The 25104-nt window shown below is 65.8% G+C and carries 18 protein-coding genes and 2 pseudogenes; 13 read left to right on the forward strand and 7 right to left on the reverse strand.

Features of this window, described 5'->3' with window-relative positions; all coding sequences use genetic code 11:
- Positions 1–342 precede the first annotated feature (342 nt).
- The gene (locus tag F4X11_26135; GenBank protein ID MYN68457.1) at positions 343–1815 is read right to left on the reverse strand and encodes an IS1380 family transposase; all 1473 of its coding nucleotides are present in this window, start codon (positions 1813–1815) and stop codon (positions 343–345) included.
- A 279-nt stretch (positions 1816–2094) separates the two neighbouring features.
- On the opposite strand from F4X11_26135, the gene F4X11_26140 reads away from it, so the two are divergent.
- Entirely contained in the window at positions 2095–2244 is a 150-nt protein-coding gene (locus F4X11_26140; protein ID MYN68458.1) for a hypothetical protein, read from the forward strand.
- A gap of 925 nt (positions 2245–3169) precedes the next feature.
- Here F4X11_26140 and F4X11_26145 read toward each other — a convergent pair.
- The 4 genes from F4X11_26145 to F4X11_26160 form a co-directional block, all read right to left on the reverse strand.
- Entirely contained in the window at positions 3170–5278 is a 2109-nt protein-coding gene (locus F4X11_26145; GenBank protein ID MYN68459.1) for a DUF262 domain-containing protein, read from the reverse strand.
- 836 nt (positions 5279–6114) lie between these two features.
- Entirely contained in the window at positions 6115–7248 is a 1134-nt protein-coding gene (locus F4X11_26150; GenBank protein MYN68460.1) for an IS1380 family transposase, read from the reverse strand.
- A gap of 982 nt (positions 7249–8230) precedes the next feature.
- Positions 8231–9781 (reverse strand): hypothetical protein, encoded by a 1551-nt coding sequence (locus F4X11_26155; protein ID MYN68461.1) that lies wholly within the window; start codon positions 9779–9781, stop codon positions 8231–8233.
- A gap of 622 nt (positions 9782–10403) precedes the next feature.
- A complete protein-coding gene (locus F4X11_26160) occupies positions 10404–10667 on the reverse strand; it encodes a hypothetical protein (GenBank protein MYN68462.1) in 264 nt (87 codons plus the stop codon).
- Here F4X11_26160 and F4X11_26165 point away from each other — a divergent pair.
- The 6 genes and pseudogenes from F4X11_26165 (at position 10661) to F4X11_26190 (ending at position 14406) form a co-directional block, all read left to right on the forward strand.
- Positions 10661–11191 (forward strand): annotated as a pseudogene (locus tag F4X11_26165) (IS110 family transposase). The gene F4X11_26160 and the pseudogene F4X11_26165 sit on opposite strands and share 7 nt — an antisense overlap.
- 174 nt (positions 11192–11365) lie before the next feature.
- Positions 11366–11557, forward strand: coding sequence for an SUMF1/EgtB/PvdO family nonheme iron enzyme (locus F4X11_26170; protein ID MYN68463.1), 192 nt, complete (start codon positions 11366–11368; stop codon positions 11555–11557).
- Positions 11558–11580: 23 nt separating this feature from the next.
- On the forward strand, positions 11581–11943 hold the full coding sequence (locus F4X11_26175) for a four helix bundle protein (GenBank protein ID MYN68464.1): 363 nt from the start codon (positions 11581–11583) through the stop codon (positions 11941–11943).
- A gap of 141 nt (positions 11944–12084) precedes the next feature.
- Entirely contained in the window at positions 12085–12393 is a 309-nt protein-coding gene (locus F4X11_26180; protein ID MYN68465.1) for a hypothetical protein, read from the forward strand.
- A gap of 319 nt (positions 12394–12712) precedes the next feature.
- A pseudogene (locus F4X11_26185) lies at positions 12713–13150 on the forward strand (DUF4189 domain-containing protein).
- Between the two features lie 818 nt (positions 13151–13968).
- Positions 13969–14406, forward strand: coding sequence for a hypothetical protein (locus F4X11_26190; GenBank protein ID MYN68466.1), 438 nt, complete (start codon positions 13969–13971; stop codon positions 14404–14406).
- Positions 14407–14796: 390 nt separating this feature from the next.
- Here the strand turns inward: F4X11_26190 and F4X11_26195 are convergent, their stop codons facing one another.
- Positions 14797–15105, reverse strand: coding sequence for a hypothetical protein (locus F4X11_26195; protein MYN68467.1), 309 nt, complete (start codon positions 15103–15105; stop codon positions 14797–14799).
- On the reverse strand, positions 15105–15698 hold the full coding sequence (locus F4X11_26200; protein ID MYN68468.1) for a hypothetical protein: 594 nt from the start codon (positions 15696–15698) through the stop codon (positions 15105–15107). The genes F4X11_26195 and F4X11_26200 overlap by 1 nt, the downstream gene beginning before the upstream one ends.
- Positions 15699–15957: 259 nt before the next feature.
- On the opposite strand from F4X11_26200, the gene F4X11_26205 reads away from it, so the two are divergent.
- The 6 genes from F4X11_26205 to F4X11_26230 all read left to right on the forward strand — a co-directional run.
- Positions 15958–17094 carry a hypothetical protein gene (locus F4X11_26205; protein MYN68469.1) on the forward strand — a complete coding sequence of 379 codons (1137 nt, stop codon included), beginning with the start codon at positions 15958–15960 and terminating at the stop codon, positions 17092–17094.
- Positions 17095–17562: 468 nt separating this feature from the next.
- Positions 17563–18648 carry a type III polyketide synthase gene (locus tag F4X11_26210; protein ID MYN68470.1) on the forward strand — a complete coding sequence of 362 codons (1086 nt, stop codon included), beginning with the start codon at positions 17563–17565 and terminating at the stop codon, positions 18646–18648.
- The gene (locus F4X11_26215; GenBank protein ID MYN68471.1) at positions 18648–19178 is read left to right on the forward strand and encodes a hypothetical protein; all 531 of its coding nucleotides are present in this window, start codon (positions 18648–18650) and stop codon (positions 19176–19178) included. Before F4X11_26210 ends, F4X11_26215 begins: the two co-directional genes overlap by 1 nt.
- Entirely contained in the window at positions 19178–21160 is a 1983-nt protein-coding gene (locus F4X11_26220; GenBank protein ID MYN68472.1) for a cytochrome P450, read from the forward strand. Before F4X11_26215 ends, F4X11_26220 begins: the two co-directional genes overlap by 1 nt.
- A gap of 134 nt (positions 21161–21294) precedes the next feature.
- Positions 21295–22692 carry a hypothetical protein gene (locus F4X11_26225; protein MYN68473.1) on the forward strand — a complete coding sequence of 466 codons (1398 nt, stop codon included), beginning with the start codon at positions 21295–21297 and terminating at the stop codon, positions 22690–22692.
- 649 nt (positions 22693–23341) lie between these two features.
- The coding region (locus tag F4X11_26230) for a carbohydrate binding family 9 domain-containing protein (protein MYN68474.1) at positions 23342–25104 on the forward strand (1763 nt) is incomplete at its 3' end.

Consider the following 25104-nt stretch of genomic DNA (forward strand, 5'->3'; position numbering starts at 1 on the left):
GCGTTCCGTGTGCTGGCGGCGGGCAACTTTCCGCAGCACCGGACGCTGTGCGAGTCCCGACACGAAGCTCAGGACGTGAACTGGCGACCCGTTTCGTGCCGCAAACGTCCTGCGGCGCAGACTCCTAGCCCGCATCATTCATGAAGGGTTCGAAAACGGTCGATCGTGCCCCTGCTCTGCCCTGCCGAGCGGGTCGCCACGCGTCGCGAGAACATGTCGACCGCGGATCGGTGGTGGTCGACTGGCGGACAGGTCAAACCTGGTCTCCTTGACGACACCGATCCTCAAGCGGCGCCTGGCCGCCGTGTTGGGAGTGCTGACAGGCGAGTACGGTGGGGGTCTCTATCCGGCACGGGCACCGAGAGCGAGGGCGATGCGCTGCCAAGCGTCACGCTCCGGTGTGCTGCGAGGCAGGTGCAACACCATGCGCCGGACGGAGACGACGACGTGGGCGCCCAGCTTGAGCAGGCGGTCGCGCAACCACGTCACCTGGGTGCGGGCGCACGCGGTGCGCGCGGCGCGCAGCCGCAGTTCCTGCATCAGGACGTAGGCGGCGGCGGTCATCAGGACCCGCAGTTGGTTGGCCCAGAAACGGCAGCAACTGGTGCGGTCGATCTGCAGACCGTCGAGCAGTTCCTTGATGCGGTTCTCGATGTCGCCGCGGGCGCAGTACACCTTCTCGTAGACGAAACGGGGGACATGGCGCAGGTTGGTCACGACGAAGCGCGGGTTGTCGCGCGGCTCGCGGTCGTCGAGGCGGACGACTTCGGCCTTGATCACGACCCGCCGCGGCTCGCTCCAGGTGACGGCGGCATAGTGCGTTTCCGCGTAGACGTGTGCTGTCCGTCCGGTCCTGGTGCTCTCGGCGCGCGCGTGGTCCAGAGCCGGTTCGGCGTGTCGCGCCAAGACGGCGTTCTTGGCCATCGCCACGACATATCGGACGTCGGGTTCGGCTTCGAGGAAGTCGAACAGGGCGGGTGTCGCGAAGCCGCCGTCGAGGCGCACCAGGAAATGCGCGCGCGGAAACGCGCTACGCAGCAGCGGCAACAGCCGGGCCAGAAGACCCATCGCCCCCTTGGTGGCCGGGGCGTTGCCGGGACGCAGCATGGCCGCGCACAGATACTGTTCCGACTCGCGGTCGAAGGTCAGGAACGCCAACAGAGGCAGGTAGCACCAAGAGTCGTAGTAGCCGTTGAAGAACGACATCTGCTGGGCGCCATGCGTGCGGTCGTCGGTCGGGTCCAGGTCGATGGTGATCCGCCGCGCCCTGCCGTCGAGCCGCCGTGCATGGCGCTCGATGACGCGCGTGGCCAGCTCGCGTCCCACCCGATACAGTGCCGTGCGCGTGGCACAGTTCTCGAACCGCGAAATCGTCGGTTGCGAGGCCAGGGGAGCGCCGGCCACCGGGTCGCGCCCGAGCAGCAGCTTGTGGATGGGGTCGTCGGCGAGATGGTCGGCGTCGTTGCCGTCGGGATGGCCGCAAGCGATGCCGAAGATCCGTTGGTTGAGCAGGTCCGTCAACGTGTGCCGCACCTTGCCGGTTTCGCGCCGGTCGACCAGACAGCGCACGAACCCGGCCACGAGCCCGTACACCTTCTCGGCCGCCTTGAGCAGCACCGCACCCCCGTCGGAGCTGGTGTGCGGCTGATCGAACCGGGCGAGCAGCGGCTTGTCGAACAGGTCCGGGAACAGGACAGTCTGTGGTATCGTCTTCGCAGTCAAGCAAGGGCCTCCGTGGTGATGAAAACGTCTGTAGACACTACGTTTTCTATCACGCGGAGGCTCTTGTGTCTCTGCCCAATTCAGGGCCTTCATGCATGATCCGGGCTAGCCCGTACCAAAGCGGGGTCATCCCCCGCGCCTGCGGGGCTCCCCGCCAATCGTGGATGCGGCGCCGTCGGCGGGCGGGTGTCGCTGACACCGAGCGTTGAGGTCTGTGCGCCGTAGGACGGCGGCGACACCGAAACCGGCGCGCGGGCATGGACGTCGTCACCCTGAGTTGCGGCGTGCCGACCAGCCGCGTCCCGATCGGTAGTCCGTAGCCGACCTGCGCGTCAACCCGGCGATCGGGCGTCGTCGTCGATCTGAGCGCTCGTGCACGCGGTCACCGACCTGAACCTGGCCGTCGACGGCTTCGCCCAGGGAGCGCGCGCCAACGTGCACGTGAAGGTGCTGTCCGACCGCTCGAGCCACCACCAGATCGAGGCGCTGTTCAAGGCGTTCGCGGGGGCGCTGCGAGAGTGACCTGCTCGCGCGACGGCAGCTCGGAGAGATGCTGCCGAGGACGAAGGAACTGCTGTACATTGACTCTGCAAGCAGAAAGGAACTTCTTGTGCGACAAGAGATCGAGATTCCCACGATCGTCCTTGATTGGTCAGATTGGTGTTCATGGGGCGAATTGAAGCTAGACGCACGGACGGGCTTCGGAGCTGTGTCAATCCCTACGAGTCCAGGTGTCTATGAGGCCAGACAAACAGCGCCCGGCACACAGACTGAAGAGCGGCTGACGATAGGAAAAGCTACCGACCTTCGGAATCGGGTTAAACAAGGTCTCGTGAAGGGGAAGATTCCCCACTCAGCGGGCAAGAAAATACGAGCCGGGGAACCTGTAAGTGGCATTCTCGTGCGTTGGGCCGTGACGAATCGGCCAGCCGCTACCGAGGAGGAACTGCACCGACTCTACAAGGACAAGGTTGGTGGCTTGCCCAAATACACGGAGAGAACTTAACCACCACCGGCCCGTTTCTGACGCCGCTGCCATTCTGTCCTCGGCGGGCGCCGAACGGGTCGACACCTACTGATCCGCCACGCCGGATTCATGATTCCGACGCGAAGAACCGATGATCAACGACAGTTTCTTGCCGTTGAGGATCCCGATCGGCCGGCGCGTGGCGTCGACCTCGCTGCAAGACGTCCGCTGTTCGGGTGACCATCGGCCTCTCCAGCGACCTACGGCCGGCCGTCACCGCTGCAGGAGAAATGCTGCCCGGCCGATCTCGCCCGTCGCAGCGTTTCGGTGCGGAAACCGCCAACCTCAGTTGCCTCCTTGTTGGGAATCGATTCTCGTGAAGATCCACGCGTGGCCACGATACCCGGTACGCCTCAGTTGGACCGCATGAGACCGAAGCGCGCGCACGGCGTGCCACTGAGCGGACGCGGCGGAGGAAGATTACGCTTTGCCCTCGGCGTCACCCATCTGCTTCTCGAACGCCTGCCGCACGAGGCCCATAATGTAGGGCATGTCCTCCTCCTCGCTCAAGCCTACCTCCACGTCGCCATTGCCCCAGCGTCCGAGGTTGGTCACATCCTTGGCGAGTTTCTTTGGGTCGTGGAGCTCACGGAAGTGCATGTTGAGCGATAGGCGGAGACGGCTCTGTTGGGGCACCACGTCCACGAAGTTGGTCTCGGCCTTGTAAGCAACGTAGAGCTTCAGGATCTCCTCGCTGACACAGGCGTCGAGCGCCAAAACCTCCTTGCGGAACTCATCGAACAGTAGCCGCATGGGGCTCCCCGCGGCCAGGGGCACATGGTCGTTGAGCGTGTAGCCACCGGGCCGTTTGGCTCTCGGCCGGTAAGTCTCAAGTACGTCGGCCGGGAGCATGGGTGGCTCCCACACCTTCGCGGCTTGATCAGCGAGCCGCTTCGCGCGCTGCTGGATGGTGGCTTCGTTCCACGTGTCCAAGTCTCCGACACCCTTGTTCACGCGCAACGGGCTCTCCTTGAAGCCGCCCTGCATGTCCCGCTTCTCTCTGAACGGCCGGTCGCTGTACTCGGCGTTGTAGCCGGTGAGGGTGAGGTTGCCGAGAGTGTGCAGCCACGTCTCCTGCACGCGCTGGGCCTCCTGGCCGAGCGACTCACGCCACGCCGCTGAGAGGTTCTCGTTCTGGGGCAGGATGTGTTCGATGGTATACTCGTCCACTGGGACGTGTTCCTTGCGGCCATGGTTTTCCAGCCGGCGCAGCCAATAGCTCCGACGAGAAAAGTTGTAGAGGTCTCGCACCGACAGCTCGCGCTTGAACTCCTCGTCGGCGGGAAAGCGTCGGTACGACGGCAGAGTCAGCATGTGCGCCTGAATGCTCTCAAGGTAACGGTCCTTCCTCAGTACGCGTCCGAAGGTGGCGAAGGTCTTGTTCAGCGAGTTGGTAGGAATACCACACACCGCCCGGCGGAACACGTAGGCCTCCACCAGCCGCACGGCCCGGACGAAGTCGTCCGTCAGTAGCCGGCCCCGCGCGTAGTCGTCGTAGAGTTCCAGAAGGAAGGGAAAGGCAACGTCCACCCTCAGCTCACGGAGGTCCCGGAACGCTAGCGCCAAGTCCTTGGTTGGTTCCTTGTCGAGCGCCATCGCGCAGTAGTACCCAGCGTAGGTGTGGATGTCGGCGACGAGAGCCTCCACGCCGGCTTCTGCCACCTCGGGCGAGCGTGCGTGCGCCTTGAAGGCCTCGTAAACGGCCCGGACGTTCGGGATAGCGCCCCTGGTGTTGAGCGTCAAGTAGTGACGCATGAAGTCGTCGAAGTGGGTGCCGTAGGCCGCTTGGCCGAAGGCGATCTCCATTGGTCGCCAGTGTGCCTCGTACAGGGACGTCTGCTGCGCGGGGTCGAGGCCCATTAGAACGAAGTTGCGTATCAAATCCGCTTGGCTCAGCGCTCGGCCGGTCGAGTTCATGCTCTCGAAGATGAGTTGAGGGTTGTCCTGATCACGGCTGAGGGCGATATCCACGATCATGAGCTTTGCAAGGCCTTTGCACAGCGTCGTGAGGTCCGCCCCGACCGCCTGCACGCGCTCCTCAAAGAAGGCGAAGTTCTCGGTGATGCGGAGCGAGGGATCGGCTGGCTGTGGTTGCTGCTGCACCAGGGCGAGCAGGCTCTGCCTGTCCGTCTGGGTGAGGAGGAGCTTGAAGCCGCGCTCGCCTTCTTCCAGTGGATTGAGGAGGTAATAGTTGCGGATTTTCTTGGCCGAGAATCCGTCCACAGGCTCCCCGTCACCCACACGCCTCGCCAAGGCTTCGAGGATGAGCATCACGGTCGTCAGGCGCTGCTGACCGTCGATGACGAGCAGCGCTGGCGGGCTGATGACCTGATAGATCCCCTGTTCGATGTAGACGATAGAGCCGACGAAGTGGGCCACGATGGCGTCGTTGTTGCCCGTGCGCAAGATGTCATCCCAGAGCTGACGGCACTCACGCTCCGTCCAGCTATAGGTGCGCTGGTAGATCGGGATCACGAACTGGGGCGACCTCTTCAGGAACTCGATGAACTTGGCTTCGGTAGCCTTCACGATGCACTCCCGAGGATGATCTCGCCGAGTAGCCCATCGGCCTCGATGTCGGCGCGCAACTTGCTGGCGTCCGCACGCCGAACGCCAAAGCGCTCGGTCAAGTGCATGAACCACTCAGCCATGCCCGTTCTGCAGCCCTCAGCCATACGACCGCCCCTCCCCTCTTTGCTGTGGCGCGTTCCCTCCAAGCGATCATCTCACACCGGAGACGACCTGCAGGACGCGGAGCTCAGCTCCGCCCGCGCGCCGAGCTGCGTTCTGGGCCTCGGGGTGAATGGGGTCGGGCGAAACGCCGGGAACAGCATCCGGAGGTTGTCGCCGTACTCCTCCCGAGTGCGCTGGCACGGCGCTCGGCGGTACCGATGAATGGAGTCTCGCTCCCCCAGATGTTGGGGTGTGTCGCCAGGGCCGATCGTCTGAAGGTGGTGCGCGCAGCGGTACCCCTGCCCGCAACGAGCCCCTGCCGCGCCCGCCTGTGACAGGTCCGTAAGCGCCGCATCAGGCCGCACCGGCGATGCGTTTGGCCCCGTCGACACAACGGGCGACGACCGTTCTGGTCGGCGAGCCAGGGTATTGCGACAACTCCTGGCTAGCCCGCATCATGCACGACGTCCCGGACTCGGCCTCCGGGAGGCGGTGACGAGACCGGATTCGGTCACCGACGGCGGGTAGTGACCGGCGGGTCGTCCCCGGAACGTCCTCAACCACGCGTGGCGGCGTGGTTGAGCGCCCCATGGACGTGATGACGGGTGCCGAAGACGATAGCTGCACACACGTCCCCGTTGCGGGCGCTTGGCAGCCGACCGGCCGGCAGCGATATGACGTGCGACAGAACGCTATCCGGTGCGCGCCCCGAGCGCGAACGCGATCTGTCGCCACGCCACCAAGTCCGGTGTCGCGCGCGGCAGGCGCAGGACGATGCGACGCACCGAGCGCACCACCTGGACGCCGAGCTTCAGCAGCCGGTCGCGCAGCCAAGGCACCTGTGCGCGGGCACACGCGGTGTCGGCAGCGCGCAACCGCAACTCCTGCATCAGCACGTAGGCGGCGGCCGTCAGCAGGACGCGCAACTGGTTCGGTGAGAACTTCTGGCAACTCGTGCGGTCGAGCTGCAGGGCCTTCAGCTCCTTGATCCGGTTCTCGACGTCGCCGCGCGCGCAGTAGACCTTCTCGTAGATGAAGCGCGGCGTCTGCCGCAGGTTCGTCACCACGAAGCGCGGGTTGTCCCGCGGCTCGCGGTCCCCGAGGCGAACGACCTCGGCCTTGATCACGACGCGGCGCGCGTGACTCCATTTGCCGGCCCGATACTCGTCGGTCTCGGTGTAGACGTGCTCGGTCTGGTCGCTGCGCCAAGTGCGCGCCCGCGCCACCAGCATGGCCGGCTCGGCGTGTCGCAGCAGGACCGCGTTCTTCGCCATCGCTACCACGTAATCGAGCCGCGGCTGCGCCTCCAGGAAGTCGAAGACCGCCGGGCTGGCAAAGCCCCCGTCGAGCCGAACGAGAATGCGCGCCCGCGGAAACGCCCGGCGCACCAGCGGCAGCAAACGCGACAACAGCCCGACCGTCCCCGTCGGAGGCGACCGCCTTGCCGTGCCGCAGCAGCGCCGCGCACAGATATTGCTCGGATTCGCGGTCGAAGCGCAGGAAGGCCAGCAGCGGCAGGTAGCACCAGTTGTCGTAGTACCCGTTGAACAGGGTGTACTGCTGCGCCCCGTGCGTCGGGTCGTCCGTCGGGTCCAGGTCGATGGTGATGCACCGCGCCTGCCCGTCCAGACGGCGGCGATGGCGCTCGATGACCCGCGTCGCCAACTCGTTCGCCATGCGGTAGAGCGCGCAGCGGTTGAACGCGTTCTCGAACCGCGACAGGGTCGGCTGCGATGCCAGGCGCTCACCCGAAACCGGGTCTCTGTCGAGCAACAGCTTGTGCACCGGGTCGTCGGCGAGGTGGTCGCCGTCGTTGCAGTCGGGATGGCCGCAGGCGATGCCGAAGATGCGCTGGCCGACCAGGTCCGCGAGCGTGTGACGGGTCTTGTCCGGCGCGCGCTTGTCGAACAGGCACCCGGCGAACGCCTTGACCAGACCGTAGACGCGCTCGGCGGCCTTCAGCAGAACCGCCCCGCCGTCGGAGCTGGCCTGCTCCTGGTTGAACTGGGCGAACAGCGACTTGTCGAACAGATCCGGGAACAGAACAGTCTGTGGTACAGTGTCGGTCGTCACGCAGGGGCCTCCGTGGTGGTGTAAGTGCTTGTTGCCACTACACTTGTACCACGCGGAGGCTCTTGTTTCTGTCCGAAATCACACCCGCCGCGAATCTTCCGGGCTAGTGTCCAGTCCCCACAATTCGTTGCAGAATTCTCGGGCCGTTCAAGACAGGAAAAGCGAGCAAGAACGCTGTTATCGTGTCCGACGCCGACCTGTTCGCCGCTCGTCATGCTGGCGATCTCCGCTTGTAGTTTTTTGGCCAGGGTGAGTCCGCCGATCCCAAACCGCCGTGGTCGACCAAGGTCCCCCGGCTCAGGCGGTCGGCGTATTCCCTGGCGTGTCCGTAGTCGTGCCCCGTTGTCTGTGTGTCGGTCGGCTGCGACTTCGCCGTCCGTGGCGGCGAGATCCCCATCGGCAACCGCGACGAGTGCCGAATCACCGACCGCAAAACAGGTCGACCGCCGATTCCGGGACGGCGACGACGTGCTCCTGTGCACCGACGCCGGGCCCGGAGAGTTGAACCTTCCACTCCTGCGGCGCCCTGGTCAACTACGACATGCCGTGGAGCCCGATGCGCGCCGACCCGCCCATCGCGACGCTTGCAGACTGTGGTCCCCCTGCAACCCGCATTCATGCGCAGAAGTTCCTTCCGAACAACGACTTGCCAATTCGTTACGCCCGTTCGCCGCGGCCTCACGCCGTCTTTTCCCCCAATTCTCGCGCTACCAACGTCCGTTTCCCATCGCGTCGTCACGCCGGATAGTCGCGCTCGATGGCATGGAGCTTGGTCGCCTTCGTTAGAATGTTGAGAGCGGTCTTGTCTTTCTCAGCCGCCTTCGCCATCTCCTCCGTCCAGAGTTTCGCATCGAAGTAGACTAAGTCCTCCGACCGCCCGCGCGTATTCGACGTTTCCGTCGCCAGCCCAACAATATCCTGCGCATCCGGGAAGTCCAGCTTGACCACACGGCAACATGCTTCAAGGTACCTCCGGCGCACATCTCGATACCGTGGCTCCGATACGCCGGCGGGCCTCGGAAGAACCAGCAGCACGTAGTACGGATCACCAGACCGCGACGGTGACACCACTCGAAGTCGTCTCATGTCAGACGGAGTGACCTTGACCATATCGACGATTGCGGACATCAACATCCGCCTTCGCAAACGCGGTTCGCGTGCAAAGAAGCGCAACACTAGCTCCTGCGACGAAAGTGTCGTGTCCGTCAGAAACTGTGACGTCCCCCGCAGAAAGTGCCTCGTTGTCCTTTCAACAATGTCATCCCAAACATAGCTGATCTTGTTGGCTTCAAGTTGCTTAGCGCGCTGCGGACTGCCCACGAAGTCTAGCCACAGTCCCTCGTGAAGGACGATTGCGTTGACACCTTCATCGAATACGAAGTCATATTCTCCTTTCGCGTTGCAATGCGTAAGATAGTGTGCCAGGAGTTCCTCCTCGCCAGCCGCAAATAGTGCTACGCCACTCGTGACAAACTGCTCCTTCTTCTTCAGATACACCGACAAATCAGCCACCGTATCCAGCGTTTCCAGCAGTATTTCCAAGGTCGTATCGTCGAGAACGTGCACGTATCCTCGCGTGGGATCCACCTGGCCAACCACGAAAGGAACCGCCCCGTCGTTTCGCAGAGTATGGGCGGACCCGGTCACTGTAGAGTCCAACATCAGACTCCCACTTCCGCCCAGTTCGCGCACGCAGCGGGCGGCCGCCCCATGTGCTACAACTACGCGGTGAAACGTCGTCGTCGGCGCGAGAAGTGACAGTGGGAACTTCTTGGTGCATTGCGTGTCCAGGAACACCCTGTCCGGGTGAGCCCGGATCCACCGTTCTGCACCCCACAACTGACGGGCTGACTTTTCGACCGCGCGCCGATACCAGCGCACCCAATCTAGACGTAGATCGGCTGAACTCGGGAACTCGCAGTGTTTGTCAGAGAAGATGATAACGTCGTTTTCGAAGACTACCAACAGGTCACAGATTTCCTTCCCATCCTGAGTGGCGCTCGCCTGATCGCGGAAGGGATTCGGATGACTCCACAGAGACAAGAAGGTGCGTTTGCATAGTTTCCGCAGGTAACTCTCCGATGGCGTCATCGGGTCTACCGGCTGAACATATTCAGTGTTGGCCGGATAGCGTTGCGCCGGTTGTGCTGCTCGTTCCTCGGCCAGTCGCCTCCGCCGACGTTCTCGCTTCTCTCGACTCTTTCGTCCCATACCGGACACCGGTACCGCGGCGGGGGCTGCTCCCGGCACCACCGCACTCGACTTCTCACACCGGTCAGCGATCATCCTTGCTCTTGATCTTGTGAGCACCCACCAATTAATCCCAGAGCTCCTTATGTTTGTGACCGGCCGTCCCTCGATTGCGTGGTTCAATGCCCATCGTGGCGATTCTACCACTTTTCAGTTGCAGGCTACTGGCACCGAGATGGACGGTATAGATGACCACTACGTGTGCTGAACCGCGCGGGTCTGGAGACTTGCCAACTTCGCCCCTTGGAGTACGACGGACAGCCGCCGGGTCAGCGGCTTGGTCCAGTGTCCGTCAGCCGGTCGCGGATCTTTGGATGGGGTCCCGTTGTTGATGAAAGCGAGCCTTCTGGCTCCATTGGGACGCGCTGAACGTGTGCAGAGTCTCGGGCATCAGGAACTGTGCGCGGCGGTTGCGGCCGACGATGTTCGCGTGACTCGCCATCGGTCTGACGACGTCTTCACGCGGCATCGTCGATCACTTGCTCCTCGGCTAGTCGGGGATTTGTCTTGCGGGTGGAGCCAGGCGGTCACGCAGGATGCAGGGAGTTCGGTGCGGCAGCCGCGAGCGTTGCATGAAGTCTCCGCCCGAGCACGATACTCCATTCTTCCATCTGACCTATGCCCACCTCACGGAACATCCTATCGAATGGGCGGTCCCTCAAACGGGAACCAGATCCGTGGCTGCAACGCGCTGTTCCAGCAGCATGCTCCCGAACGTCTCCATCAACGGACGAATCCGATCCTCGGGCCAGTTCGGAAGATGGTGATACAGCATCAGCCCCTGCCGAAACAACGAATGGGTCCGCCGCTTCACCGTGTTCGCCTTGAGCCAGCGGTCGTACCCGATGCGCTCGCCCGCTGCACCCAGTACCGACAGCACCGCAATCGCCAACGCGCTGAGCAACAGCAGGCTGCGCGGCACTCAGACCAGGAGACATCATCGACCCGACTGCCTCCGTGAAGCATGCGCTACGGGCGCTCGCGGCCCGCTGGCTCACCCTGTCGGCCGAGATCGACCAACACGGCGAGTTGCTGGACATCCTCACCAGGGCGGCAGTGCCGGCCCTGCGTGAGGCGATCGGGATTGGTCCCGAGTCCGCGGCGGAGATGATGATCGTTGCCGGCGACAACCCCGGCTGGATCCGGTCCGAAGCCGCGTTCGCGAAGCTGTGCGGCGCCTGCCCGATTCCCGCCTCGAGCGGGGTCACGAACCGGCATCGGCTGTTCCGCGGCGGCCACCGCCAGGCCAACGCGGCGCTCTACCGGATCGTGATCGTCCGCATGCGCTGGCACCAGCCGACCATCGACTACGTTCGACGTCGCACCGCCGAGGGCTTGTCGAAGAGAGACATCATCCGCTGCCTGAAGCGCTTCGTCGTCCGGGAGGTCCACCACGCACTCGTCGACGACCACAGAGCCGGTGCGGCCTGCGCCGAGGCCGCCTGACGTCAGGTTGCGAAATCACGCCTTTGATATCCTGCTCTCCCACACGGGCGGCCCACTACCGCACGGTCGGCCCGAGACTGGGCGTTCGCGGATTCCCCGCGAACCATCAGTCGGCCGCGCAGGGCGCGTCCGTCTGCGGACGCATTTGCCATCCACGTGTCGCGGTAGACGAGGATGCCCACCGCATGCTTGCGGATCGTGTGCGCCACAGCGGAGCTGCGGCCAGGAAATTGCGGCCGTCGTGTGGTTCGGGGCGGCTCCTGGGAAGACGATGCCGAGTACCTCCGGCCTGGCGCGCGCTACAGGATCGCCGCCGACGGCCGGAACGGCGCCCAGGGTTTTCGCGTGTCGAGGACGCTGGATTAAGTCTTTAATCATCAGTTCTTTAGATGGCGTCATCAGCGGGAAGCGGGCAGGGCGCCCGGCGGACTGGACCGGCGTTGGAGTCGACGTACCGTTTCGTTCTGTGGCTGGTGCCGACGGTGGAGAAGTTCCCGCGGCGGCAGAAGTTCCTGCTCGGCGACCGGCTGCAGGCAACGGCCCTCGACGTGCTCGAGCGGCTGGTCGAGGCGACGTACACGCGCGAGCGTCGGCGGCGCCCGGCGGCGGCGAACCTGGGCATCGAGAAGCTGCGGTTCCTGTGCCGACTCGCGAAGGACCTCGGACACTGGGACGAGCGCCGCTACGAGCACGCGGCTGCGTTCTCTCGACGAGACCGGCCGGCTGATCGGCGGCTGGCGGAACGCGGATGAGGTGGCCAAGGGCTGACGGCCTGTTCGACCGTATCGCGACGTTCGGCGCGTTGTGCGCGGCGGCCTCGCGGGCGGCGTTGGGCAAGCGCCGGGGGCCGGGGGCGGCCGCGTTCCTGGCGAACCTCGAGACCGGATCTGCCGGTGTCGACCCTGGGCGCGTCGTTGCGGCTGGTGATCCTGGATGCGTGTAGGAACAACCCGCTGGCGCGCTCGATGCAGCGGACGGCGGCGAGCCGTGCCGACCTGAACGAGGATCTGCTCGGGGACGAGACGCTGGTGGCGTATGCGGCGGCGGGGACGACGGCGGCGGACGGGCGGGGCCGCAACAGCCCGTACACGGCGGCGCTGCTGTCGCATCTGGAGACGCCCCTGGAGATCGGGGTGACGTTCCGCCGGGTACGGTGCACCGGGGGTACTCAGACTACGGTCGTCTCGAAGAATGCCGGATGAACGCCGCCGGTGCGAACGCCATCGACCACGGCGTTCCCGACGTGCAGTACCGCGCTGGCGGTCGGCCGCGTACGAGTCTGAGATGACCGTGTCGCCGATCCCCATCGGGTGCTGAATTCTGCGTAGGCCTCGTCGTCGATCCCATCGGCAACCGGCAGGCGACAGTCGGCGCGCACCTCTGTCGCTACCCAACTTGGTAGTTGACCCGGTGAGGCGGACCCCGTTCTGCAGGGCACTACCAATCGTGGTAGCGACGGAAGAGGTGCATTCGCAGTAGAACATCGACGGGATGAGCGTGCGGATGAAGGAGAGGAGTGCGATGCGAGTTGTGAGGCCGCTCGCGGACCTGAACGAGGTGACGAATGTCGGCGGGCATTCCGTGGCCTTTTCGAGATGGTCGTGGCTCGCTGTCTGCGTCGCCCTGTGCGCCTCGGCGACGGTCGGCTCGCAGACTCCGGTGGGCGCGCTGGCGATCGATGAGCGTCAGGGGGACCAGTACGGCTGGGCCGTGGACTACGAGACGACGGCGGCCGCGTGGGCGGCAGCGTTGCGCGAGTGCGGCGCGGGGTGTTCGGTGGTCCTGACATTCGAGCGGTGCGGGGCGTATGCGGCCGACCAAGCGGCGAACAGCACGGCGGCGGGCTGGGCGCAATCGTACGATTCGGCGGCTCGCGCCCGCGAGGCGGCGTTGTCGGAGTGCCATGCACGCGGTGGCGGTTCGGGTTTCATCGTGCGGGCCTGGGGCTGCAACGGGCATGTGGCCGAGGAAGGGTTGGGTCTCGATCTGGCGACGCGGCGACAGATACAGCACGGCTTGCGGGCAGCGGGTTTCAACCCCGGCGGTGCGGACGGCCTGTTCGGTCCGCGGACGCGGGCGGCGATTCTGAACTGGCAGTCGGCGCGAGGGGCACGGGCGACCGGGTATCTGGACGTTCCGTCGTCGGCGGCCCTGCGTTCGGCGGGTGACCCTGTGGCGGCGACGCCGCGAGTTGCACTGCCCGCACCCGTACTTTCGGCCGCGGGAACCGTGGCGCAGGGCAACCTGTTCTGGCAGTCGATCATGAGCAGCACGGACCGGGTGGAGTTCGAGGCCTATCTGCGCCAGTTTCCGAACGGAGCGTACAGGGCACTGGCGCAGAACCCGCTGGCGAGGTTGCCTGAACCGGCTGACGTTCGAACCCTTCACTGAGGAAGTCTAGATGAAAACGTCCACGAGATTCGTTGTGGCCGTTGCCATTGCGTTATTCACGTTTGCCGTGGCGTGTGAAGAGGAGGGGCCAACCGAGCCGACGCGGCGCGACTGTAGTGATCTCGACTACTGGACGACAGATGGCCGCGGAGGGTGTATCGCCTACGAGCACCGATGGGACAGCATACGACGGCTCTGCGTCCCGCACGGGCGCGTAATTCGGTGCCCGTAATGATGACGTTGTTGGCATGGCCGAACAGATAGCATCCGACGCAGCCCTCTGGTCCGATAGGGTTGGCGTAGGTAGCTTGTCGGCCGTCAAACAATCGACCAAGACGGAGCGCTGAGGATCAGTGCTTCGCGAGGGGAGAGAGAGGAGGGAGAAGATGTCGTGGATCGAGAGACTAGACATGTGGTCGTCGTGGATCGCTCGCGCGATCGCCATCGCCGGAACTGTCGGGTTGGTGGTCTCGACGGCCACCCCGGCGGTCCAAGAATGGGTAGCGCGTTTTGTTCTCAACACGGATGCCTTCCGCTCAACGACCCAAACCGGGCGCATCTTCGTCAGTGATAACGACCACCCCCATCTGTCCAACGGCCGAGGAGAGAGATGGGTCCAAGATCGCGAAACCTTCGAGGAACCCTTTGCGTCCAGGCCCGTTGTCTCTGCGGCGATCTCGCTGGTAGACGCAGATGAAACCGTACGGGCTCGAGTCGACATTGTTCGGGTCGATGAACAAGGCTTCGACTACCGGATCGGGACGTGGGTCAACAGCCGCCTAATGTCCCTTCAGGTGGACTGGATCGCTGTCGGCACACCTTGACCCTCGGTGGACGGGTCAAGCAGGCCACTTGTGGACACCTCAAATCCGGCCAGTCTCCGGTGGCCCGAGACTGGAGCTTTGAGTCTCTACTTAACGGCGTCTTTGTTGGCAGGGTGGTCCGCATCCTGGTTCGCGGATCTGCAGGGCCCGTACTGAGCGCGTGTGCGTGATGCAGGAGCCGGTCGAGCAGCGCGGTGACGGCGGCGGTGTCGGCGAGGAGCATTCTGACCGCCGTGCTTTGCTCTTGCCGCCCGCTCACGAACGGTTGCACCCAACGCCGGGTTCCGGAAGTCTCGACGTGCAAGTAGAGGCCGTTGCCGTCGCTGTACCGCCCGAGCTCACCGACGCTACGGTCGAAGGCGACGCCCAGTCACCGGGTGAGCCGGGCAGTCATGCGTGGTTGCGGATCGCGGGCCACGCTGCAGGGAGCGTTCGACGCGAACGCGGAGCCGGGACTTCCTGGCGCCTGACGCTTCCATGGCCGGCATCCCGCGAGCCTCCGCGATCGTCCACATGCTGGAGATGGCCGGCGGGTCCTTGCGCGTCCACTATCATGTCGCGCCCGCAGACGAGGAAATGGCTGCTGTTGCCGGTGCCGACGTCACGATCGTCGCCAGTCAGCGAGAACTCGATCTCGGCAGCGCGGAGGTGATCGGAGCCCTCGGACAGGATGATCTGCGTGAACCAGCGGTCGAGCATCAGCTTGCGAGGATCGCGGCCATCGCGGTCGCGGATGAAGCCATCGGTCGCACGGCGCCAGGGCCTCGAAGAGGGCACGAACCTCGTCGAACTTCGACGCCAGGCACAGGTTGATGCAGCGCAGGAAGCCAAGGCGTGGATACAGCCGGATGAGGTCCTCGGTCAGAAAGCCGGGCGGCCGAGATGATCCGTGTCACCCCCTCGCGCATCCACAGCTCATAGGCTCCGAAGCGCTCGATAAGGCGCCCGGGAAGGCGCGTGTCATCCGCCTCGGCCGCGTGCCGCCAAGCCGGCGTCAGATGGCCGCGCTCGGCCAGCGGCGATGCCAATCGCCTGTGCAACGAGCGTCGGCGGCCGGGATTCTCCCGCAAGAGGAGGTCGAGACAGTGGTCGCGCCGCAACGGGTGGAGACGCCGGACGGTGCGGTCGCCGCCGATCGGCAGGAGCAGACCGTCGAATGCCGGTAGGGCGACAACGCGCGCCAGTGCGTCGGTCGAGCCGAGAACGGCACGCGTCAGATCTTCGTCGATCCGGTCGAACGCGGCCAGATCGAGCAGGCTGGCGCGCTCCTCCGCCGAGAGGTCCCGCAACACGGACACACGCTCACGTAGTTGTCGGCAAGCGTCGCAGGATCGACGTCCGGCCCGGGAGACTCGCGGGCATGGAGGTTTCGATAGACCATCCGGGCGACCGGCCAGACGGCGGTGCGCTCCTCGACGGCCAGGAGCTCGCGGCGCGAGAGGCCGCCCTGGACGAAACGGGCGATATCGGCTTGGTGTGTGTTGCGTTGCCTCATCAAGATGGTCGTGGCACTCTACGTAGGTGTCCGTGCTTGCCGAGGGAAAGCGTGTCGTGAGCGGCCGGGACGCGTTCGAGCGCATCCTGCCATCGTTGTACGACGCCATGCTCGACGATGCGCGGTGGCCGGGCACCTCGGCCCTGATCGACGAGGCGTGCGGCCTGACGGGCAACGATCTCCTGGTTGGCGAGGGCCCGAAGGACGATGTCCGGGTCCTCTTCGTCGGAGCCTATTGCCGGGGGCAGCGCCACGAAGACCAGGAGCGTGACTACCTCGAGCACTACCATCCCATCGACGAACGCGTGCCGCGCTTCCGGCAACTGCCCGACGGTCGTCTGGTGCACGTCAAGGACCTGTTCACGGCCGAAGAGTTGAAGACCTCGCCCACCTACAACGAGATGCTGCTTCGGACGGGCGGGCAGGACAGCTTGAGCGTGCGTCTCGACGGGCCGGACGGCTCGTCCATCACGTGGGGTCTGCGCGATCCGGTCGACTCGGACGGCTGGGCGACTTCGCGGGTCGCGATGGTCACGGCGCTGCTGCCGCATGTCCGGCAGTTCGTCCGCGTCCGCCAGGCGCTGGTCCGCGCCGGGGCGCAGACCTCGCTCGTGACCGGTCTGCTCGACAACCCGCGGATAGGGGTCGTGCACCTGGACCGGCGCGGGAGGGTCGTGGCGGTCAATGACCGCGCCCGCCGGATCCTGCAGGACGGCGACGGGGTGTCGGACGGGAATGGAGGGCTTCGCGCCCGGGCGCCGGACGACGAGATCCGTCTCCAACGGCTGGTGGCTGCCGCGCTGCCCACCTCCAGCGCGGTCCCGGTCGGCGGATCGATGCTGTTGGGCCGCGCGACCGAGTTGTCGCCGTTCGTGGTGCACGTCAAACCCGTGGGCATCGCGCAACCGGATTACGGCGCGCGGCACGTCGCTGCGCTGGTCCTGATTGTCGAGCCGCGGCGCCGGCGTCGCGTCGATCCGGCCCTGGTGGAGAGGACCCTGAAGTTGACACAGGCGGAGAGTCAGGTGGCCGTCTGGTTGGCGGAGGGCAGGAGCGCACGCGAGATGGCCGAGGCCACGGGGTTGACGAGAGGCACCATTTATTGGCACCTGAAGCAGATCTACCGGCGACTGCGCATATCCGGGCAGGCAGACCTGATCCGGATGGTTCTGTCGATCACCGAACTGGGATGAATCCGGGGCCGATTCCTGGGCGGCCATCCGGTCGCCCAACGCCTTCGTGATCTGTCGGAATCTCCACTTTAGTCATGGGGCACTGCCAAGACTCGCAGTTCTCGAAGCGCCACATCTCTCGAAATCAACGCTCTGGTTTCCAGGAACTACCACGATTGGTAGTGCCCGAGAGGTGCGCCTGCTGCAAGAATCAACGCGGTGATCATGCGGTAAGGGAAATGTTCGCTCAGCGTTGTTGGCGCTCGCCTCCAGTTTCGGAACCGCCCGCGGTTGACCGCGCTCACGACCGGCGACCTCGCCATGTACGGCTTCGGCCTCAACCTGAAGTGCCAGTCTGACGGCCGCCATGGCACCGAGAACGCACGCTGCCGATGTCGCCCGGGGGAGGCGCGTGTTGGAGATGCGCGTGTGGCGTGGCGACCGCCGACGATCCGGCCTTGTTCATTCACGTGAGCGGATTTGGCGCCAATGACGAGAGAGTCGAAGCAACCCGACGCGCGGATCGTGTCGCTGGCCACCGCGGTGCCGCCCCACCGGGTCGGGCAAACCGAGGCGATGGAGTTCTTCCAGCGGTCGTTCGAGATTCCGCAGACCCAGCGCGACCGCCTGAAAGCGGTGTTCGTCAACGCGGCGATCGACACGCGGTACGCTGCGGCGCCCGTTGATTGGTACGACTGCGCGCACAGCTTCCCGGAGAAGAACGACCTGTACGTCGACACGGCAGTGAGCCTGCTCAAGCAGGTGTCGGTGGAGACCCTCGCCGGAGCCGGCCTCGCGTGCAGCGACGTTGACATGCTGGTCATCGTCTCGTCCACGGGAATCGCCGTGCCCACGCTCGACGCGCGGTTGATGGAGGAGTTGCCGTTTCGGCGCGACGTCGAGCGCCTGCCGTTGTTCGGGCTGGGCTGCGCGGGAGGCGTGCTGGGGCTGGCGCGCGCCGCCGCGTGCGCCACGGCCAGGCCGGGCAGCCGGGTCCTGTTCCTCGTGGTCGAGCTCTGCACGCTCACGTTCTGCCGGACCGATCAGACGACGGCTAACGTCGTCGCCACCGCGCTGTTCGGGGACGGGGCGGCCGGCGCGGTACTGAGCACGGACGGAGCAGGACCCGCAGTCCGGGCGTGGGGCGAACACACCTGGCCGCACAGCCTGGACCTCATGGGCTGGCACGTCACCGACAAGGGCCTCGAGGTGCAGTTGTCGCGGGGCATCCCCGATATCGCCCGCAACCGGGTGCGGCCCGTGGTCGAAGCGTTTCTGGCCTCGGCCGGCCTCGCGCTGGGCGATATCGACGAGTTCGTGTGCCATCCGGGCGGGGCGCGGGTGCTCGCCGCCCTCGAGGGCGCCTTCGGCCTGCCGTCCGGCGGCCTGGCGGTCTCGCGAGAAGTGCTGCGGGACTACGGCAACATGTCGGCGGCGACCGTGCTCTTCGTGCTCGAGCGCGTGCTGGGGGCGGCGCCTGCGGAGAACGGACGGCATGGGACCGCGCGGCGGCACCTGCTGACGGGCCTGGGCCCCGGCTTCTCGATGGGGTTCGTAGTGCTGGAGTCGGACTGATGCCCGCGCTCCACCTCGTCCTCGGGTTCGTCGTGCTGCAGCGGGTGGGCGAGCTCGCGTTCGCGCATCGCAACCACCGCGCACTGCGCGCGCGCGGCGCCGTCGAGGTCGGCCGCGGCCACTATCCGGCAATCGTCGCCCTGCACACGGCCTGGCTGCTCGCGCTCGCAACGACGATCGATCCCGCAACCGCGGTATCGCTGCCGTGGGCAGGCATCTTCGTGCTGCTCGAATGCGGCCGCGCGTGGGTCATCGCCAGCCTGGGCCGCCGGTGGACGACGCGCGTGCTGGTCCTGCCCCAAGCCGCACCGATCCGCAGCGGGCCGTACCGCTATCTCAAGCACCCGAACTACGTGATCGTGTGCGGCGAAATGGCCGTCGTGCCGCTGATGTTCGGCGCCTGGGAGCTGGCCGCGGCCGCCTCGGTGCTGAACCTGGCGGTGCTCCGCGTGCGACTGCGGGTCGAGAACACGGCGCTGGACGAGGTCGGCGCCGAGACACGTCGGGCCGACGACCGGGAGCGTGACTGATGCTGGTTTCCGCCGAAGAGATCCTGCTGTTCCTCCTCGACGAGCAGACCGGGACGTTCCTGCCGCTGACCGAACGCACCGAGGACCTGGTGCTCGCGGGCGCGGTGCTGATGGATCTGCAGCTCGCCAACCGCATCGACACGGACCTGGATGCGCTGACGCTGAGCGACCCGATGCCGGTCGGCGACGACGTGCTGGACCCGACGCTGGCCGCCATCGCCGCCGGCGAGACGACGCAGGGTGCGCTGTACTGGGTCGAACAGACGGCCCGGCGAGGTCGGCAGATCCGCGAACGGACAATCGACCGGCTGATCGCGCGCGGGATTCTGCTCGCGCCGGGCGACGACGGATTCCTGTCGCTGAGCCCGGAAGTCGCGCACGCGCGGCGGTATCCGGCGGCCAACGGCGTTGCGCAGGAGCACATCCGGCTGCGCGTGATGCGCGTCCTGTTCAGCGACGAGATCCCGGATCCGGCCGACATCGTGATCATCAGCCTGCTCGACGCCTGCGACGTCTGGCGCAAGCTGCTCACGCCGGAAGAGCTGAAGAAGGCGCGCCGGCGGATCGAGACGGTCAGCCGACTGGATCTGATCGGGCGCGCGGTGGCGACGCTGGTGCGGATGGTGCGACCGACGGCCCGGGCCGACCGCCGGCGCGCCGTCGGCCTGCCGCTGGCGCGCGGGCTGCCGCTCATCGGGAGCACGTTGGCCGTGGCGCGCGATCCGCGGGGGTTCTTCGTGCAGGAATACCTGCGCAGCGGCCCGGTCTTCCGGGTCAGGACCGTCGGGCGCGACTTCGTCGCCATCGCCGGGCAGGACGCCAACCTGTTCGTGTCGCGCGCCGAGCGCATGCACCTGCACACCTCGGACACGTGGGATCCGCTGTGCGCCGAGTTCGGCGCCTCGCGCTTCGTGCTGAACATGGACGGGAAGGACCACGTCCGGATGCGGCGCGAGACCAAGGAGGGGGTCTCGCGCCAGCTCATCGAATCGCAGATCCCGAAAGTGGTGGAGGTCATCCGGCGGCACGTCGCCGCGATGCCGCTGCGTACGCCGTTGGCGGGACTGCCGCCCATCCTGCGCCTGGCGGGCGAGACGACGAGCGCGATCGTCGCCGGCGCCTCGACCGGGGAGTACGTCGCCGACGTGCGGCTGGTGCTCAAGGAAGCCGTGACCCGCGGTATCCTGCACCTGCCGCGACTGCCGAGGACGCCGCGGCTGCGCCGCGCGGTCCGGCGCGCCACGGAGCTCTCGGAGAAGTGGCTGCGGCAACACCAGTTGCAGCAGCGCGGTCGCGAGTCCAACGCGATAGACAACATCCTGGACCTGCACCGTGCCGATCCGACGTTCCTGCCCGAATGCGACCTGCCGCTGACGGCCCTGCTGCCGTTGTTCGCAGGCCTCGAGACCGTCGGGAGCATCGCCGCCTCGATGCTCTACGTCGTGCTCAAGAACCCCGCCTTGCGGGAGCGCGCGCAGGCCGAGGCCGACGCCCTCTTCGCCGACGGGGCGCCGGACGCGGCGAAGGTGCGCGAGCTCGACGTCCTGCACCGCATCATGCTGGAAGCGCTGCGCATGTATACGCCGGTCCCGGGGGTGCAGCGCAAGGTCACCACGTCGTTCGACTTCGCGGGACACCGGATCCCCGCGGGCGAGCATCTGTTCTTCGCGTTCTTCGTGACGCACGACCTGCCGGAACACTTTCCCGATCCGTACCGGTTCGACATCGACCGCTACCTGCCGGCCCGTGAGGAGCACAAGAAGCCGGGCGTATTCACGCCGTTCGGCGCCGGCGTGCATCACTGCTCCGGAAGAGGCTTGGCCGAAGTGCAGATGCCGTTGCTGGTGGCGACGCTGCTGCACGAAGTCGAGATGGAGCTGGTGCCGCCGACCTACGAGCTGAAGACGGAGCGCTGGATTCTCTTCCCGTCGTTCCTGCCGGACAAGGGCTTCCGGTTCGCAATCCGCAGGCGACGCCGCTGAGACACCGCCCCGAGGGCGCACCGGCGCCCTCAGCCAGAGGCAGGTCATCGGAGCGCTTCGAAGCTCCATCTTCGCTGGGCGACTACCAATCGTGGTAGAGACCGAAGCGGTGTGTTTGCAGTACAAATCGACGGGTGAGCATGCGGGTGAAGGAGATGACCGCGATGCGAGTTGTGAGGCTGCTCGTCGTGGCCGCCCTCGCGTTCCTCATTCTCGCGGTCCCTTCGGTCGTACTGGCCGATGGCCGCGTGGCGCTGGTGGTGGGCAACAGCACCTACGCCCACATCGGGCGCCTGCCGAACACCCAGAACGATGCGACCGACATGTCGGCGGCGTTGCGGCGGCTGGGGTTCGAGGTGACGACGGAGCTGGACGCCGATCGGGTGGAGTTGACCGAGGCGCTGCGTCGGTTCACGCGGCGGAGCGCCGGTGCGGACGTCTCGCTGGTCTTCTACGCCGGTCACGGCATCGAGATGGACGGCGTCAACTACCTGGTGCCGGTGGACGCGCGGCTGGAACGCGACGTGGACGTGCGTTTCGAAACGGTGACGCTGGACGATCTGCTGGTGTCGACCTTGGGAGCGTCGTTGCGGCTTGTGATCCTGGATGCGTGCCGGAACAACCCGCTGGCGCGCTCGATGCAGCGCACGGCGGCGAGCCGGAGCGTGAGCGGTGGCAGCTTCGGGAACCTGAACGAGGACCTGCTGGGGAACGAGACGCTGGTGGCGTATGCGGCGGCGGCAGGGACAACGGCGGCGGACGGTCGAGGCCGGAACAGCCCGTACACGGCGGCGTTGCTGTCGCACTTGGAGACCCCGCTCGAGATCCTGACGTTGTTCCGCCGGGTGCGGGCGCAGGTGCTGGCATCGACGAACGGTGCGCAGCGACCGCACGAGTACCACTCGCTGGTGGGCGAGCACTACCTGACGCGGACGCTGGCCACGGGCACGTCCGTCACGGTGAGCGCGGCTCTAGCCGACCTGCCACGCCCTGACTCCCCGAGCGTGGACGTCACCGAACTGTCCCTCGCGGCCCTTCGGGAGTTGGCCGAGGCAGGAGACCTCGATGCGCAGACCGAGCTTGGCGAGAGGTACCAGGGCGGTTACGGGGGGGTGCAGCGAGACTACACGGAAGCTGCTCGCTGGTATCGGCGTTCGGCCGAACAGGGTCATGCCCTCGGACAGGCCTATCTCGGGTTCATGTACTCCAACGGTCGCGGAGTACAGCAGGACTACCGTGAAGCGGTCCGGTGGTATCGGCGCTCGGCCGAACAGGGGCATTCCTTGGGGCAGAACAATCTTGGCAGCATGTATCTCAACGGACGCGGGGTCTCTCAGGACGACTCGGAAGCGCTTCGCTGGTTTCGGCTCTCGGCCGACCAGGGCGAAGGCCTAGGCCAAGCCAACCTTGGCTTCATGTACGAGAACGGTCGAGGCATGCGGCGGGATCGCGTGGAAGCGGTCCGGTGGTACCGTCGTGCAGCGGACCAGGGCAGTTCGTGGGCACAGGAGCAACTCGACCGTCTTAGGTGACCCTCGCGGGCGAAGGAGATGCACAGGATCCCGGCTGTTCGGGGCTGTTCGGTCGCTCGTAGTAGTGGTCCTATCTCTCATCGTAGTTGCCGTGCCGTCGATATGCGACGGCGGGGACGCCGGTGGTGGACGGGCAGGGCCGGAACAGCCCTTTTATCTATGCGGAAGCGCTGTTGGAGCAGTTGGAGCAACCGCTGGAGGTCGGAGAAACGGTCTCAGATCCTCGATAAGAGCGACAGGAACCCCGAGTTCAACCGGCGTGCCCGCCTTGCCTTTGGATATCCAACGCGTGTGCCCCTCGAGAATCGAAAAGACCTTCTCCTCGTGAGGAATTAGCTAATCTGGCTAGGGGCTCGCCGGGTGCGATTCTCCAGTTTGCACGGGCATTTGGTGCCACTTGAGCGCTTCTGTCTGACGGGACAGTCGAGGCGGCGATCCGCGGCCGCGATCTTCCGGATTGGCCGGGCCGTTACGGTGCCCTCTCTCAGTTGTAGGACGTCAGGAGAGGCGCGAGTTGGTATGTTGCGTTTGAGCCGGCCGGAAGGTAGGGAGCTGGGGGTGTCATGAGAGGTCGAGATGGAGCAGGCTGGAGTGGGGGCGGTCGAGCTTGCCGGTGCTGTAGGACCAGTGGTTTTCAAGGCGTCAACCCATGACACGAGCCCGCACGACTCTTGCGCTCGCTCTGTGTCTCCTGACCATCCCGGCGGCGGATCTCCGCGCGCAGCCGGACGGGGGATTGCGGGTGGGCAGCCACGGGCCGGATCGGCCGCGCGTGGACGACAGCACCATCGCCGAGCCGGGCGGCGGCTACGGCGCGCTCACCGGCCGGCCGCGGGTCCGGGTCTCCCGGACCGACACGCCGCCGGAGATCGACGGCCGCCTCGACGACGAGGTGTGGCGCACGGCGGCGATGCTCTCGGAGTTCGTGCAGCAGTCTCCGCTCGACGGCGCTCCGGCGACCGAAGACACCGAGTTCTACATCGCCTACGACAGCGAGTATATCTACTTCGCCTTCTATCTGCACTACTCCGATCCGAGTCTGATGCGGGCCAGCCGGGTGGACCGTGACACGGCGTGGCAGGACGACTTGGTGACGGTCTACTTGGACACGTTCATGGATCAGCAGGTCTGCTACGACTTCGACCTCAACGCCTATAACGTGCAGGGCGACGGCATCATCAGCGCCAACCAGGCGGAGGGGGGCGCGATTCCCTTCGCCGATCGGTCGTGGGAGGCGCTGTTCTACAGCGGCACGCAGATCGTCGAGGGCGGCTACACGGCCGAGATGGCCATCCCGTTCAAGAGCTTCCGCTATCCGGAGCGCCCCCCCGGCGTCGAGCACCGCTGGGGTCTCCAGATCGTGCGCGAGATCAAGGGCAAGAATCAGGAGAGCGTGGTCTGGGCGCCGATGTCGCGCGACGTCCAGAGCTTCATGGCGCAGATGGGCGTGCTCGAAGGGATGACCGACCTGTCCACCAGCCGCAACCTGGAGCTCCTGCCGTCGTTCACCGCCATCCAGTACAGCTCCATCGACCGCGAGACCGGCGACTTCGTCAACCGCGGCACCGACCCGGAAGGGGGCGTGAACGTCAAGTACGGCATCACGTCGAACCTGACCGCCGACTTCACCGGCAACCCCGACTTCTCGCAGATCGAGTCGGACCAGCCGCAGATCGAGGTCAATCAGCGCTTTCCCCTGTTCTTTCCCGAGCTGCGGCCCTTCTTTCTGGAAGGCGCGGAGATCTTCGAGTTCGTCTCGCCCGTCGACCTCGTGCATACGCGGACGCTGGTCGATCCCAACATCGGGGCCAAGCTGACCGGCAAGGTGGGCAACACGACGCTGGGCGTGATGGTGACCGACGACGAGGCGCCGGGGAAGCGGGACGATCCGAACGACCTCGGCTATGGCAGAAACGCGCAGGTGGCGATTGGCCGGGCGCGCTACGACCTCTACTCGGAATCGCACATCGGTGTGCTGGCGACGGACCGCGAGTTCCTCGACGGATACAACCGCGTGGGGGGCATCGACGGCCAGTTTCGGCTGAGTCCAGCCACCCGTCTCAACTTCGTTGCGTTCCAGTCGCAGGACCGGGACGAGCAGGGCGCCGAACGGAGCGGGCCGATGCTCGGCGCCATGGTCGCGCACGAGGGACGCCACCTGCAGGCCAGATTCTTCGGAGCGCGCATCGACCCCGACTTCCGCACCGACGTCGGGTTCCTCCAGCGCGTGGACCAGCGGCTCGGGGGCGCCAACGTGGCGTACCGCTGGTGGCCGGAGCACTGGCTCATCAGTTGGGGGCCGATCCTCGACTACCAGCTCAGCTACACCCACGCGGGCATCCGGGAAGACGAGATAATCGAATCTCCTCAAACACGTGTGGGTAGGGGCGGAGCCAGTTCGATGCCTCCGCA

This window comes from Acidobacteriota bacterium, from assembly GCA_009861545.1.
In the GTDB taxonomy this organism is placed as follows: domain Bacteria; phylum Acidobacteriota; class Vicinamibacteria; order Vicinamibacterales; family UBA8438; genus WTFV01.

Coding starts and splice junctions, on each gene's coding strand:
- F4X11_26135 (MYN68457.1), bottom strand. CDS start 1,815: ATGAAGGCCCTGAATTGGGCAGAGACACAAGAGCCTCCGCGTGATAGA.
- F4X11_26175 (MYN68464.1), top strand. CDS start 11,581: ATGGCGTCATCAGCGGGAAGCGGGCAGGGCGCCCGGCGGACTGGACCG.
- F4X11_26190 (MYN68466.1), top strand. CDS start 13,969: ATGTCGTGGATCGAGAGACTAGACATGTGGTCGTCGTGGATCGCTCGC.
- F4X11_26220 (MYN68472.1), top strand. CDS start 19,178: ATGCTGGTTTCCGCCGAAGAGATCCTGCTGTTCCTCCTCGACGAGCAG.
- F4X11_26195 (MYN68467.1), bottom strand. CDS start 15,105: ATGCTCGACCGCTGGTTCACGCAGATCATCCTGTCCGAGGGCTCCGAT.
- F4X11_26155 (MYN68461.1), bottom strand. CDS start 9,781: ATGATCGCTGACCGGTGTGAGAAGTCGAGTGCGGTGGTGCCGGGAGCA.
- F4X11_26215 (MYN68471.1), top strand. CDS start 18,648: ATGCCCGCGCTCCACCTCGTCCTCGGGTTCGTCGTGCTGCAGCGGGTG.
- F4X11_26170 (MYN68463.1), top strand. CDS start 11,366: ATGCCCACCGCATGCTTGCGGATCGTGTGCGCCACAGCGGAGCTGCGG.
- F4X11_26210 (MYN68470.1), top strand. CDS start 17,563: ATGACGAGAGAGTCGAAGCAACCCGACGCGCGGATCGTGTCGCTGGCC.